Raw genomic sequence first — 13,530 nt, forward strand, 5'->3', positions numbered from 1 at the left:
CCTGAACCTCAGGCCAGGTGTGGCGTGCTGCGCGCCAGCAGTGCCTCGACATCGACGCCGCGCGGCAAGGTCCCGTAGACCCGCCCTCGCCCTTCCAGACGGCTGGCGATGAAGGCATCGCTCACCAGGCTGTTGCCCGCCTCGAGCAGCAACTTGGCCTGCAGTGCCACGGCCATGTCCTCGGTGAGCTGGCGTGCGCGGTACTGGATGTCGGCGGTGTCACGGAAGTCCGCCTGCAGGCGCTGGATATGCGCCTTGAGGCGCGCATCACCATGGCCATCACCCAGCTCGGCGAACAGCGCGTCGAGCACGCCGGGCTCCTTGGACAGCGCGCGCAGCACGTCCAGGCATTGCACGTTGCCCGAACCTTCCCAGATCGAGTTGACCGGCGCTTCGCGGTACAGGCGCGGCATGATGGTTTCCTCGACGTAGCCGGCACCGCCCATGCATTCGCTGGCCTCGTAGATCATTTCCGGGGCGCGCTTGCAGATCCAGTACTTGCCCACGGCGGTGACCAGGCGAGCGAACTTGTCCTCCTGCTCGTCATGCTGATGGTCGAGCGCCCGGCCCATGCGCATGCACAGCGCCAGCGCCGCCTCGCTTTCCAGTGCCAGGTCGGCCAGCACGTTCTGCATCAACGGCTGCTCGGCGAGCAGCTTGCCGCCGACCTGGCGATGCGCGCAGTGGTGCGCCGCATGGGTCAGGGCCTGGCGCATCAGGCTGCTGGAGCCGACCATGCAGTCGAAGCGGGTCATGGCCACCATCTCGATGATGGTCGGCACGCCGCGCCCCTCCTCACCCAGCATCCAGGCGAAGGCGCCACGGTATTCCACCTCGCTGGAGGCGTTGGCCCAGTTACCCAGCTTGTTCTTCAGGCGCTGGACGTAGAACGCGTTGCGCGAGCCATCCGGGCGATGGCGCGGCAGGAGGAAGCAGGACAGGCCACGGTCGGTGTAGGCCAGGGTCAGGAAGGCGTCGCACATCGGCGCCGAGCAGAACCACTTGTGGCCGACCAGCTCGTAGCCCTGCCCCGGCCCGCCGAGGCCGATGGGATAGGCGCGCGTGGTGTTGGCACGCACGTCGGTGCCGCCCTGCTTCTCGGTCATGGCCATGCCGATGGTGACGCCGCTCTTCTGCTCCATCGGCAGGTTGCGCGGGTCGTACTCGGTCGCGAGGATCTTCGGCAGCCACTGCTCGGCGACGTTGGCCTGCAGGCTGATGGCCGGCACGGCGGCGAAGGTCATGGTCAGCGGGCAACCGCTGGCGGCCTCGGCCTGGCTGTGCAGGTAGGTGAGACCGGCACGGGCGACATGGGCACCAGCCCGGGGATCGGTCCAGGGCAGCGACGGCAGGCCATGCTCGATGGCTGTGCGCATCAGCTCGTGATAGGCCGGGTGGAACTCGACCAGGTCGATGCGGTTGCCATAGCGGTCATGGCTCTTGAACACCGGCTTGTTCTCGTTGGCGAGGAAGCCCGCCTGCATCAGCGCGCCACCGGCCAGGGCGCCGTAGGCACTCAGGCGCTCGTCCGCCCAGCCGCCGTCATAGCGCCGAATCCACTCCTGCAGCGGCAGGTCGAGGCGGTAGAGATTGGCGCCGTCCAGGCTCGGTACCTGGTTGAACACCTCGTGGGTTTCCGCGTGCAGGCTGGGTTTCATCGCGTGGGTTCCTCGGCGCCGACGGCGCGCAGACAGAAGGTGGCAAGGCCGGCGCTGACCTGCGCCAGTTCCAGTGTGGGTTGTCCGGCTTCGCGGGCGGCGCGGGCTGGCGGGGACAGTGGTCCGACCAGAGCTTCGGCGATGGCGCCAACCAGGCAGGCTGCCACCAGGCCGATCCGTTCGACGCGAAACTCGCCGACGCGAACGCCCTCTTCGAGCAGCTCGATGAACAGCTCGGCATAGGCCTCGCGGTAGAGCAGGCGCTGCTCGTCGACTTCCGGGTCGACCGGTTCGGCGATCAGGGCAAAGGCCAGGCGCCGGCTGTGCCAGGCACGGGCAGCGAACTGCTCGAGGCCGAGGCGCAGACGCTGCGTCGCGCTACCCGTGCCGCGCAGGGCGCTGGCCAGGGCATCGACCTCGCGCTGGCTGGCGCTGGCGAAGACTTCCGCGGCCAGCTCGCCCTTGCTGCGGAAATGGCGGTACAGGCTGCCGGTGGCGATACCGACATCCTCGGCCAGCGCCTGCATGGTCAGCGCGGCAAAACCACCGGCGCTGACCCGCTGCAGGGCACAGGCGAGGATGAGCTGGCGCTGCGCCTGGTCGCGGTCCAGTCGGGCTTCGGTGGTGCGATAGGCCATGGTCTGAATCCTGATTCACTTGTTGCCAGTGAATCAGGATTCAGACCATGGCTAAAGGGGCGATCCGGCCAAATCTGCGGACGAACCGGGAAGCAAGTGGCAGCTCGTCAGCCCGGCAGACAGCAGCGCCTGCCGCGAGGAGAGGAACAGAGCGGGAGCACCCGCCTCACCAGGCGGCGCCGGACAGGACGGGCGCGGGTCAGGACGGCACCCGAGTGTCCCTCAGAGCGGCGCGGAGCCGCCGGAAACTGCCGCCGGGCGGCACAGCACCCAGTCGTGCAGCAGCACGCGCAGTTCCTCGAACTTGACCGGCTTGGCCAGGTAGTCGCTCATGCCGGCGGCCAGGCAGCGTTCGCGATCGCCGCTGTGGCTGTGCGCGGTGATCGCCAGCACCGGCACCTCGGCGCAGCCAGGCAGGGCGCGGATCGCCCGGCAGGTGGCGAAGCCGTCCATGACCGGCATCTGGCAATCCAGCAGCACGGCATCCACGGACTCTTCGCGCAGCAGCGTCAAAGCCTCCGCGCCGTTGTCGGCCGTGCGCACGCGGTAGCCGAGCTTGAGCAGCATGCCGCGTGTCACCAGTTGGTTGATCGCGTTGTCCTCGACGATCAGCACCGTGCATTGCTGCGCCTGGCGCTGCACCGTACCACTCGACTGGCGCGGCGAACGGGCGACCGGCGTGACAGGCTGCTCGGGCAAGGTCAGCGGCACGTTGAGGCGAAAGCGGCTGCCAACGCCGGGTTGCGACTCGTGGCTGAGGCTGCCGCCGAGCAGGTCGACCAGGTGCCGGCAGATCGCCAGGCCAATGCCGAGTCCGCCATATTTGCGGGTCATGGAGCCGTCGAGCTGGTGGAAACGCTGGTAGAGGTCCCCCTCGACATGGGCGAAGCCGATCCCGCTGTCGCTGACCACCACGCTGAGCGGCAGGTTGCTGCCAATGCTGCCGGCCCGACCGACTTCCAGGGTCACGCCGCCCTCGCTGGTGAACTTGATGGCGTTGTCCAGCAGGTAGCCCAGCGCCTGCGCCAGCTTGGCGGCGTCCCCTTCGAGGGTGTCCGGCAGGCTGTCATCCAGCTCCAGGGTGAAACTCAGCCCCTTGTCCTCGGCGCGGGGGGCGTACTGGGCGCACAGCCCGTCGAGCAGCCCGCGCAGGCTGAAGGCGTCGCGCCGGGGGTAGAGCTTGCCGGCCTGCAGCTCGGTGAGGGCGAGGATGTCGTTGACCATGCGCATCATGTCGCGCGCCGAGGCGGCAGCCGTCTTCTGGTACTGCTCCAGTTCGACGTCCATCTTCACCGTCTGCATCAGCTCCAGCGAGCCGATCACGCCATTCATCGGCGTACGCAGCTCATGGGTGACGGTGGCGAGGAATTCGTCCTTGAAGCGGTTGCTGTCCGCCAGCTCCTGGTTCAGCGCCTCCAGCTTGCGCCCGGCCTCCTGCAGGATGCGCGTGCGCTCTTCCTTCATCGCGTTGATGCGGTCGGCCAGCGCCAGCGACAACAGGCCGACCTCCAGCGCAGAGCCGATCTGGCTGGCGTACATGGTGAGAAAGACGTTGGGCACATAGCCCAGCACCATCAGGGTGTTGACGATGCCGCCGACGAGGAAGGCGGTCCAGGCGAAGATGAAGTAGCGCGCCACACGCATGCCGCGCAGCCAGGCCAGGATGCCGGCAGCGAAGATCACCACGGTGAACAGCAGGGCCAGGTAGGTGGCCAGGCGCAGGGCCGTGGCGTAGCTGATGCACAGCGCCAGGATCATGACTGCGGCACCACTGGCCATGAGCACCAGCAGCAGGCGGTCGACCCACGGACTGTGCTCGACGGTGTGCAGGAAACTGCGGGCGAACTGACAGCCGAACAGCGCGGCGGAGCCGATCAGAAATGGCGTCGCGGCATTCGCCCACCAGGGACTGTCGGGCCAGAAGTACTCGATGCCGGCACCGTTGACCGAGATCTGGTACAGGCCGAACGAGGCGATGTAGAGGATGTAGTAGAGGTAGCTGGTGTCGCGCACGCTGAGGAAGATGAACAGGTTGTACACCAGCATCACCAGCAGCACGCCGTAGATGATGCCGAGCACGTAGATGCGCCCGGGCTGCTCTTCCAGGTAGGCATTGGGCGACCACAGGGTCAGCGGTGCCTGGATCGAGCCCTGGCTCTCCAGGCGCAGGTAAATGCGCTTGGTCTGCCCCGGTTCGAGGCTCAGCTCGAACAGGTAGTTGTTCTGGCGAATCTGCCGGCTGTCGAACGGCAGTGCGTCACCGGTGCGCTGGGCCAGGGCGAAACTGCCGCTGTCATCGGGCAGGTAGAGTTCCAGATGGTCGAGCGGCGGGTAGGCCAGTTCCAGCAGCCAGCTGCGCGCGCCCTGCTCCTGCCGGGGCAGGTACTGCAGGTCCAGGCGCAACCAGAACACCGAGCGCGAATAGCCTGCATTGAGCACGGGCTTGTCATGCAGGCGAAAACTGCCCTGCACCGCCTGCGAGGAAACGTCGTCGATGCTGGCATCACCGCGCACGTCTTCGAAGACGTACATGCTCTGCCCCAGCGGCAGGGCACGCACCTGTTCGTCGAAGGTGACAGCGCCCACGAGCGAGGAAAAAACGAGGCTCATGACGAGCGCGAGCAGCCGGGACATACGACTCCACTAACACCTGTCGAACGATATCGGACTCCCATCAGCCCATGATCGATATCGCCACGCAGGGCAGACTTATATTCGAATCGCCCTACTCTAGGGACTGTCGAGGCTATTTGCCAGATTCGGCAGGCAGTTTAAGCAATGTCCCACTGATGGATTCGGCCAGGTACTGCAGGGAAAACACCCCGCCGTAGGTCCAGGTCGAGGGCATCGCGGCGAAGCGTCCGTCGCGCACGAAAGGCATCGCCTGCCACAGCGGCGACGCGAACAGTTGCGCCTCCTGGGCGAAGGGCTCGATGTGCAGGACCACGCCGCGCTCGATATGCCCCAGCGTGGTGATGGGCACCTGGGTGATGCCCCAGGGGCTGGGCTCCAGCTGCAGCGCCGGCTGCAGGCCGAGCAGCGTCAGCGCATGCTGCGGCATGGAATTGGGACCGTTGATGAAGGCGGCTGTCGGCGAGGAGAAGCGAATCACCGTCACCGCCGGCAGCTGCCCCGCGAAATGTGTCTGCAGCCGCTCACGCAGCTGCACCAGTTCGGCATCCATCGCCTGCAGGCGACGCCTGGCCAGCGCCTCACGCCCAAGAGCACGCGCCAGATCGAGGAATGCTTCGCGCTGCGCCTGCAGGTTGTCGTGCTGCTGGCCGAAGCCCGGGTACAGCTGCACTGGCGCGATACGTTCGAGCAACGGACGGATATCTTCGAGCTGGGGCGCGATGACGATCAGCTGTGGCTGCAGCTCGGCCAGCAACTCGAGATTCGGTTCCAGACGCGAGCCGGCCGACGGCACGCCATCCGGCAGAGTCGGCCGTACCACCCAGGTGCGATAGTCGCCGGCATCGGCGACGGTCACCGGCGTGACGTCGAGCATCAGCAGGTGCTCCGCCGCCTCCCAGCTCAGCGCCGCGACCCGCGGCGCATCCTGGGCCCACAGGGGCGTCAGCCAGAGCAGCAGCAGGCCGAACAACCCGGCTCTCATGCCAGCCTCCCGCGAATCAGCAGGTACACGAAGTAGGCGCCGCACAGTACCGAGGCGACGATGCCCACCGGAATCTGCAACGGGAAGATCAGCGTGCGCCCGGCCCAGTCCGCCAGCAGCATCAGCACCGCGCCCAGCGCCGCCGCCAGCAGCAGTTGCGGCAGCACCCGCCGCGCCCCGAGCAGTACGGCGATGTGCGGCGCCAGCAGGCCGAGAAAGGCCACCGGCCCGAGCAGGCTGGTGACCAGCGCGCAGAGCAGCGCCACCAGGACCAGCAGCGCCAGACGCAGGCGCGGCACGTCCAGGCCACGGCTGGCCGCCACGCCATCGCCGATCCCGATCAGCGTCAAGGCACGCTGGAACACTGCGGCCAGGCCGCCCAGCAACAGCACACCGGCGCTCAGCCACAGCGCCTGCGCGGGCGTGGAGCGGTAGGTGGAGCCGGCCAGCCAGCCCAGCAGCGCGAAGGAGTCCCCCGAGCCCTTGGCCAGCACGAACTGCAGCGCGGCATTGAGCAGCGCACCGAGAGAGATGCCCAGCAGCGCCATCAACGCCGGGGAGTAGCGATGCCGTCGGCCGAGCAGCATCAGCACGATCAGCACCGCCAGGCTGCCGAGGAAGGCCGCCAGCGGGGCCACGGCGCCGAGCACACCGCCGCCGAACAGCATCAGCGCCACCATCACTGCCAGGGTGGCGCCGGCCGACAGACCGAGGATGTCCGGGCTGGCCAGCGGGTTGCGCAGCAGGCGCTGCAGCAGCAGGCCGGATATCGCCAGGCCCGCCCCCGCCGACGCGGCGGTCAGCACACGCGGCCAGCGCAGCGACCAGACCAGCGCCGACGGCCACTGCAGACGCCAGCCGTCCAGGCCGCGAGCCAGCCCCAATGCCAGCGTCAGCGCCAGCAGGGCGAACGCCGCCACCCACAGCGCGCTGCGCCAGCCGAAGCGCTCGGCCCCGGCCGGCAACTGCAGGCCATGCGGGTCTTCGGCCGCCAGGTGCCTACGGGCCATCCACAGCAGCACCGGCGCCCCGATCAGCGCAGCAGCCGCACCACTGGGCACCAGTTGGCCGCCGATATGATTGGCCAGCAGCGCCAGTGCGTCGGTGGCGAGCAGCAACAAGGCGCCGAGCAAGGTGCTGTAGAGCAGTTCGTCGCGCGCACTGCGGGCGCCGAGCAGGCGCGCCAGGTTGGGCGTGAGCAGGCCGATGAAGCCGATCAGGCCGACCGCCGTGATCGACACCGAGCACAGCCACAGCGCCGCCAGGAACAGCACCAGCATCACCGGCCACAGCGCCAGACCGCGCGCCTGGGCGGCGTCGCCACCCAGCTGCAGCAGGCTCAGCGGACGCGGCGCCAGGACCAGCACGGGCAGCGCCAGCAACAACTTGGGCCACAGCCATTGCACCCAGTGCCAGTCGATCTGCGCCAAGTCACCCGCGCCCCAGACGAACAGGCCCTGGGTGTACTGGTTGTTGATCAGCACCAGCCCCGCCGCCAGCGCCCCCAGCAGCAGGTTCATCGCCATGCCGCCGAGCACCAGCGGCAGGCCGCCGATACCGCTGCGACCGGCGATCAGCAGCACCAGGCCGACGGCCACCAGGGCACCGCCGAGGGCCGCCCACTGCCCCTGCTCGGCGGCGAAGGCGGGCAGCAGCAGCGTGGCCAGGACCAGCCCCAGCCAGGCGCCGGACGAAGCGCCAATGGTCATCGGCGACACCAGGCGATTCTGCGTGATCTGCTGCAACAGGCTGCCGGACAGGCCCAGCGCGGCGCCCGTCAGCAACGCCATGCTCAGCCTGGGCAACGCCGACAGCTGCAACTGGAGGAACGCGAAGCTCTGCGCCGGCGCGCCCAGCAGCGCCCACAGCTCCAGCGGCGCGACCTCGGCCGCCAGCCACAGGTGCACCAGCATCAGCGGCAGCAGCGCGAGCAGTGTCAGAACGTGGCGTGCCGGCGCCGAAACTGCCGCCACGTTCAGGCCACCACGGCAATCTTGCGGGCGCCGCCGGGCTGCTCGATCAGTTCGATGTCGATGTCGTAGAGCTGGCTGAGCAGCGGCCCGTCGAGCAGCTCGTCCGGGCTGCCATCGAAGAAGATGCGCCCCTGTTTCAGCGCGATCACCCGGTCGGCATGCCGTGCGGTGAGATTGATGTCATGCAGGATGGCGACGATGCCACGACCGCTGTCGCGGTTGAGCTGGCGCAGCAGGCCCATCAGCTCGTACTGGTGGGCCAGGTCCAGCGCCGAGGTCGGCTCGTCGAGCAGCAGCAGCGGCGAATGCTGGGCCAGCAGCATGGCGATCCAGGCCCGCTGCCGCTCGCCACCGGACAGGCCGTCGGCCAGCTGCTCGGCGTAGTGGGCGACATCGGTCTGCGCCAGTGCCTGATCGACCGCCGCATGGTCCTCGGCGCGCCAGCGGCCGAGCAGGCCGCGCCAGGGGAAGCGTCCCAGGCGCACCAGCTCGCGTACGGTCAGCCCGGCGACGTCCGGCAGGTGTTGCGGCAGGAACGCCACGCGCCGGGCGAAGTCACGGGCGGAGAAACGCGCCAGGGGCTGATCATCGAGCTGCAGGCTGCCACGCGTCGGCTCCAGCTGACGCGCCAGCAGGTTCATCAGGGTGGATTTGCCCGAGCCGTTGTGGCCGAGGATCACGGTAAAGCGATCACCCTCGAGGTGCAGCTCGTCCAGGGCCAGGGTCACCCGCTCGCCACGGCGGACTTCGATATCACGCAGCTTCAGCACGACGAGGTCCCCGCCAGGCTGCGCACGGTCACATCGAACAGGGGATGAAGGTCGGGCATCGCGACGAATCCGGGCGACATGAGATAAAGAGGGGCGAATTTAATCATCGATACGCATATGCATCAAATTATCATTCGCCACTGAAGTCTCACGCCGTGCCGGGCTTGCGCACCAGCAAGGGGAACAGCGCAGCCGTCAGCACCAGGCCGGCCGCCCCCACCCAGAACGGCACGACCTGGCCGTAATGACTGACCAGCAGGCCGGCACCGTAGGCCGAGCCCATGTTGCCCAGGCACTGGAAGATGTTGATCTTGCTGAAATCCACCGCGTAGTGCTCCGGCGAGCTCAGCTCGAACAGCAGCGCATCGAGGCGCACCGTGACCTGATACAGCGCCCAGCCGAACAGCACCCGCCCGAGCAGGATCAGCCACTGGTCGGCGAAGCCCTGGATGAAGGTGGCGACGGCGCCCAGCAGCAGGCCGGCGAGGATGCCGTCACGGGTGTTGCCCTGCCGGGTCGCACGACGTCCCCACCACAGTGCCAGCACGGCCACCGCTCCCGGCAGCGAATAGACGAAGCCAGCGGCCATCTCGCTGTTCCAGTGCGCCACCTGCTGCCAGTAGACGGCGAAGAACGGTCGGGTGATGTAACCCACGCAGTAGAACAGCAGCATCACCACGCACAGCCGGTAGATGGCCGGCAGGCTGCGCGCCGTGTTGCGCACCGGTGCCTCGTCGCTCGCAGGCTGCTCGCCGGGCGCGGGCAGGTAGCCGCGCACCAGGTGCATGCAGATGGCCATCTGGATGAAATCGCCGGCCGCCATCACCAGGAACACGTCGCCGATGTTCATGACCTGCAGGACCAGGCCACCCAGCGCGGCACCGAGAATGGCGCCGAAGTGCACCACCACCGACAGCGTGCCGATGGTCTGCGTGTGGTTGTCCTGCTGTTGCAGGCTCATCACGTAGGGGTACATCAGCAGGTAGCTGCCCTTGAACAGCACCATCACCAGCGACACCACCCAGAACAGCGGCAGCGAGTCGATGAAGTAGCAGGCAGCGGTGAGGCTGCCTGCCATGAACTGCGCGCTGATCAGGATCCGCACCGGGTGCACGCGCTTGGCCAGGCGGGCCCAGAGCGGAAACACCGCCATCACCACCAGGCTGACCACGGCCAGGTAGAGGCCGACGTACTGTTCCGGCGGATTGCCGAAGCGCTCGGCGAAATACTGTGGGTAGAACGGGATGATCAGGTTATCGGTGATCACCGCCAGGGCGGTCATCATGATCAGGCAGGTACGCAGAGGCATCGGCAACAATCGGGCAAGGCGGCAGGACCGCGCATGATGCCACTTCCAGGCAGGCGAACGCCAATACAGACGAGAATCAGAAAGGCTAACGCCAGGCATGCCGTGCAGCCGCCTGAGCCTGGTTAGTGATAAGCTCGCGCACCATGAAAACGCCAAACTCCCGCCCCGTAGTGCTCTGCATGTCCGGCCACGACCCCAGCGGTGGTGCCGGCCTGCAGGCCGATATCGAAGCCCTGCTCGCCCAGGGTTGCCACGCCGCCCCGACGGTAACCGCGCTGACCGTGCAGGACACGGTCAATGTCAGCGACTTCCGCGTGCTCGACCGCGACTGGGTGCTGGCCCAGGCCCGCGCCGTGATCGCCGACCTGCCGGTCGCGGCGGTCAAGCTGGGCATGCTCGGTTCGGTGGAGATGGTCGATACCGTGCTCGAGGTGATGAGCCAGCTGCCCGGCGTACCGCTGGTCTGCGACCCGGTGCTGCGTGCCGGCGGCGGCGGTTCGCTGGGCAGGGACGACGTCGGCTACGCCATGCGCGAGCGGCTGTTCGCCGTGTCCACCATCGCCACACCGAACCTGCCGGAAGCCCGTATCCTCGCCGAACTGCCAGACGGCAGCGCCGACGCGTGCGCCGACAAGCTGTTGCCCTTCATCGAACACCTGCTGATCACCGGCGGCCACGGCGATGAAGCCGAGGTGCACAACCGCCTGTACAGCCGCGATGGCAGCCGCCATACCTTCACCTGCGCCCGCCTGCCCGGCAGCTACCACGGTTCCGGCTGCACCCTGGCCAGCACGCTCGCGGGCCGCCTGGCCCTGGGCGAGGAACTGGTCAGCGCCGTGCGCAGCGCCCTCGACTACACCTGGCGCACCCTGCGCGACGCCGAACAACCGGGCCACGGCCAGTACGTGCCACGCCGCCTGCCCCTGGACTTCGGCGCATGACCTTGCGCGGCCTTTACGCCATCACCGACACCCCGTTGCTGGCCGGCGGCAGGCTGCTGCCCTACGCCGAGGCGGCCTTGCGCGGTGGCGCGCGCCTGCTGCAGTACCGCGACAAGTCCGGTGACGACGCCCGCCGTTTCGATGAGGCCCAGGCGCTGGCCGAGCTGTGCCGGCACCACGACGCCATGCTGATCATCAACGACGACCTGGAGCTGGCCGCACGCCTGGGCGTGGGCCTGCACCTGGGACAGGGCGACGGTTCGCTGGCCGCGGCCCGTGCCCGCCTGGGCGGCGACTGCGTGATCGGCGGCACCTGCCATGCCCAGCTGGAACTGGCCGAGCGCGCCGTAGCCGAGGGCGCCAGCTACATCGCCTTCGGACGTTTCTTCAACTCCAACACCAAACCCGGTGCCCCTGCCGCCACCGTGGAGCTGCTGGATCAGGCCCGTGCGCGCTTCGACCGGCCCATCGTCGCCATTGGCGGCGTGAGCCTGGACACCGCCCCTGGCCTGATCGCCCGTGGCGCCAGCATGGTCGCCGTGATCCACGCCCTGTTCGCTGCGGACTCCGCCTCCGAGGTGGAACACCGCGCCCGCGCCTTCGCGGCGCTGTTCGATTGACCCTTTTGCAGAGAGAACCCGTCATGTCCCGCTCCGAGATCCTCTTCGCCAACGCCCAGAAGCACATCCCCGGTGGCGTCAATTCGCCGGTACGCGCCTTCCGCAGCGTCGGCGGCACCCCGCTGTTCTTCAAGCATGCCGAAGGCGCGTACGTGGTCGATGAAGACGACAAGCGCTACGTCGACTACGTCGGCTCCTGGGGCCCGATGATCCTCGGCCACAGCCACCCTGAGGTGCTCGACTCGGTCCGTCGCCAGCTCGACCACGGCCTCTCCTACGGCGCACCGACCGCGCTCGAGACCGAGATGGCCGAGCTGGTCTGCGGCCTGGTGCCGTCGATGGAGATGGTGCGCATGGTCAGCTCCGGCACCGAGGCGACCATGAGCGCCATCCGCCTGGCCCGTGGCTACACCGGCCGCGACAGCATCATCAAGTTCGAGGGTTGCTACCACGGTCACTCCGACAGCCTGCTGGTCAAGGCCGGCTCCGGCGCCCTGACCCAGGGCGTGCCGAACTCCGCCGGTGTACCGGCGGCCTTCGCCAAGCACACCCTGACCCTGCCCTTCAACGACATCGACGCCGTGGCCGAGTACCTGGCCCAGGTCGGCAACGAAGTGGCGTGCATCATCGTCGAGCCGGTGGCCGGCAACATGAACTGCGTACCGCCGGCGCCGGGCTTCCTCCAGGGCCTGCGCGAGCAGTGCGACAAGCACGGCGTGGTGCTGATCTTCGACGAAGTGATGACCGGCTTCCGCGTCGCCCTCGGCGGCGCCCAGGCGCACTACGGCGTCAATCCCGACCTGACCACCTTCGGCAAGATCATCGGCGGCGGCATGCCGGTCGGCTGCTTCGGCGGCAAGCGCGCGATCATGGAATGCATCGCCCCGCTCGGCCCGGTCTACCAGGCTGGCACACTGTCGGGTAACCCGCTGGCCATGGCCGCCGGCCTGACCACCCTCAAGCTGATCAGCCGCCCGGGCTTCCACGCCGATCTGAGCGACTACACCTCGCGCATGCTCGCCGGCCTGCAGGAGCGCGCCGATGCCGCCGGCATTCCGTTCGTCACCACGCAGGCAGGCGCCATGTTCGGCCTGTACTTCAGCGGCGCCGACGACATCGTCACCTTCGCCGACGTGATGGCCAGCGACAGCGCGCGCTTCAACCGCTTCTTCCACCTCATGCTCGAGGGTGGCGTGTACCTGGCGCCAAGCGCCTTCGAAGCCGGCTTCACCTCGATCGCCCATGGCGACAAGGAACTGGAGATCACCTTCGCTGCGGCCGAACGCGCCTTCGCCGAACTGAAAAAAGCCTGATGCAGTACAGCACCGCCTGCAGCGATGCCCTGCTGGCCATCGCCTGCGCCACGTGCGCCTGGCTCATCGGCCGGGCCCGTGGGCGTCATGGCGAAGGCGATCAGCCGGCACTGTTCTGTGCACTGCTGGGCTTCCTGTTGCCGGCGGCAGCCGCCAGCGTCGGCGTGGTGCGCTACGGCTTCGACCCGAGCTGGCAAGGCGCACACCTGTGGCTGAGCCAGGCCAGCGCCTTCCTCGGCCTGCCACTGCTGGGCGCTGCTGCACTGGCGCTGGGCCGTGGCTGGGCCTGGAGCCGACCGAACTGGGGACGCATCCTGCTCGGGCTGTGCGCCTTCTTCGAGCTGTTCCGCCAGCTCGGCTACCTCGAGGACTACCGCCTGGCGCTGAATCTGCTCACCCTGGTGCTGATTCTGTATGCGGGCGCCATGCAATGGCCGCAGCGCCGCGCACTGTTCGCCGCCGTCGGTGTCGTGGGCCTGTTCCTGCTCGCCGGCATCGGAGTGGGCAGCACGGGCAAGATCGGCCCGCTGCTGCGCGTGGACCTGTTCCACGTGCTCCTCGCACTGGCCTATCCGCTGCTGGCCTGGTTGCTGCTGAGTCTGCCGGGAAGTGCGACGAAACAGGCTTTGTAACAAGCGGGCGGTTTATTCCATAATGCGCCGGTCGACACGCATCGCGTCGACCGGGCATGT

At 68.1% G+C, this 13,530-nt stretch carries 11 protein-coding genes; 4 read left to right on the plus strand and 7 right to left on the minus strand.

What is annotated here, in order from left to right:
* Nucleotides 1-8: 8 nt before the first annotated feature.
* The 7 genes from JLK41_RS20890 to JLK41_RS20920 form a co-directional block, all read right to left on the minus strand.
* A complete protein-coding gene (locus JLK41_RS20890; RefSeq protein WP_210389745.1) occupies nt 9-1,658 on the minus strand; it encodes an acyl-CoA dehydrogenase family protein in 1,650 nt (549 codons plus the stop codon).
* The gene (locus JLK41_RS20895; protein ID WP_047591531.1) at nt 1,655-2,296 is read right to left on the minus strand and encodes a TetR/AcrR family transcriptional regulator; all 642 of its coding nucleotides are present in this window, start codon (nt 2,294-2,296) and stop codon (nt 1,655-1,657) included. The genes JLK41_RS20890 and JLK41_RS20895 overlap by 4 nt, the downstream gene beginning before the upstream one ends.
* 222 nt (nt 2,297-2,518) lie before the next feature.
* Nucleotides 2,519-4,906, minus strand: coding sequence for a hybrid sensor histidine kinase/response regulator (locus JLK41_RS20900; protein ID WP_210389746.1), 2,388 nt, complete (start codon nt 4,904-4,906; stop codon nt 2,519-2,521).
* A gap of 136 nt (nt 4,907-5,042) precedes the next feature.
* The gene (locus JLK41_RS20905; RefSeq protein ID WP_210389747.1) at nt 5,043-5,912 is read right to left on the minus strand and encodes an ABC transporter substrate-binding protein; all 870 of its coding nucleotides are present in this window, start codon (nt 5,910-5,912) and stop codon (nt 5,043-5,045) included.
* Nucleotides 5,909-7,885 (minus strand): Fe(3+)-hydroxamate ABC transporter permease FhuB, encoded by a 1,977-nt coding sequence (gene fhuB / locus JLK41_RS20910; RefSeq protein WP_210389748.1) that lies wholly within the window; start codon nt 7,883-7,885, stop codon nt 5,909-5,911. Before fhuB ends, JLK41_RS20905 begins: the two co-directional genes overlap by 4 nt.
* Before the next feature lie 2 nt (nt 7,886-7,887).
* Nucleotides 7,888-8,655 carry an ABC transporter ATP-binding protein gene (locus JLK41_RS20915; protein ID WP_037051625.1) on the minus strand — a complete coding sequence of 256 codons (768 nt, stop codon included), beginning with the start codon at nt 8,653-8,655 and terminating at the stop codon, nt 7,888-7,890.
* 148 nt (nt 8,656-8,803) lie between these two features.
* Nucleotides 8,804-9,964 carry an MFS transporter gene (locus JLK41_RS20920; RefSeq protein ID WP_037051786.1) on the minus strand — a complete coding sequence of 387 codons (1,161 nt, stop codon included), beginning with the start codon at nt 9,962-9,964 and terminating at the stop codon, nt 8,804-8,806.
* Nucleotides 9,965-10,107: 143 nt separating this feature from the next.
* Here JLK41_RS20920 and JLK41_RS20925 point away from each other — a divergent pair, with 143 nt between their 5' ends.
* From JLK41_RS20925 to JLK41_RS20940, 4 genes are read left to right on the plus strand one after another with little or no spacing between them, the layout of a single operon-like run.
* Nucleotides 10,108-10,905 (plus strand): hydroxymethylpyrimidine/phosphomethylpyrimidine kinase, encoded by a 798-nt coding sequence (locus tag JLK41_RS20925; RefSeq protein ID WP_037051623.1) that lies wholly within the window; start codon nt 10,108-10,110, stop codon nt 10,903-10,905.
* Nucleotides 10,902-11,525 (plus strand): thiamine phosphate synthase, encoded by a 624-nt coding sequence (gene thiE / locus JLK41_RS20930; RefSeq protein ID WP_210389749.1) that lies wholly within the window; start codon nt 10,902-10,904, stop codon nt 11,523-11,525. The genes JLK41_RS20925 and thiE overlap by 4 nt, the downstream gene beginning before the upstream one ends.
* Nucleotides 11,526-11,548: 23 nt before the next feature.
* Nucleotides 11,549-12,838, plus strand: a complete 1,290-nt coding sequence (hemL, locus tag JLK41_RS20935) for a glutamate-1-semialdehyde 2,1-aminomutase (protein WP_210389750.1) — start codon at nt 11,549-11,551, stop codon at nt 12,836-12,838.
* Entirely contained in the window at nt 12,838-13,470 is a 633-nt protein-coding gene (locus JLK41_RS20940) for a DUF6962 family protein (RefSeq protein WP_179554937.1), read from the plus strand. Before hemL ends, JLK41_RS20940 begins: the two co-directional genes overlap by 1 nt.
* The last annotated feature ends 60 nt before the right edge of the window (nt 13,471-13,530 follow it).

The organism is Ectopseudomonas khazarica, from assembly GCF_017915135.1.
Classification (GTDB): domain Bacteria; phylum Pseudomonadota; class Gammaproteobacteria; order Pseudomonadales; family Pseudomonadaceae; genus Aquipseudomonas; species Aquipseudomonas khazarica.

Coding starts and splice junctions, on each gene's coding strand:
- JLK41_RS20890 (WP_210389745.1), bottom strand. CDS start 1,658: ATGAAACCCAGCCTGCACGCGGAAACCCACGAGGTGTTCAACCAGGTA.
- JLK41_RS20895 (WP_047591531.1), bottom strand. CDS start 2,296: ATGGCCTATCGCACCACCGAAGCCCGACTGGACCGCGACCAGGCGCAG.
- JLK41_RS20900 (WP_210389746.1), bottom strand. CDS start 4,906: ATGAGCCTCGTTTTTTCCTCGCTCGTGGGCGCTGTCACCTTCGACGAA.
- JLK41_RS20905 (WP_210389747.1), bottom strand. CDS start 5,912: ATGAGAGCCGGGTTGTTCGGCCTGCTGCTGCTCTGGCTGACGCCCCTG.
- JLK41_RS20920 (WP_037051786.1), bottom strand. CDS start 9,964: ATGCCTCTGCGTACCTGCCTGATCATGATGACCGCCCTGGCGGTGATC.
- JLK41_RS20925 (WP_037051623.1), top strand. CDS start 10,108: ATGAAAACGCCAAACTCCCGCCCCGTAGTGCTCTGCATGTCCGGCCAC.
- thiE (WP_210389749.1), top strand. CDS start 10,902: ATGACCTTGCGCGGCCTTTACGCCATCACCGACACCCCGTTGCTGGCC.
- hemL (WP_210389750.1), top strand. CDS start 11,549: ATGTCCCGCTCCGAGATCCTCTTCGCCAACGCCCAGAAGCACATCCCC.
- JLK41_RS20940 (WP_179554937.1), top strand. CDS start 12,838: ATGCAGTACAGCACCGCCTGCAGCGATGCCCTGCTGGCCATCGCCTGC.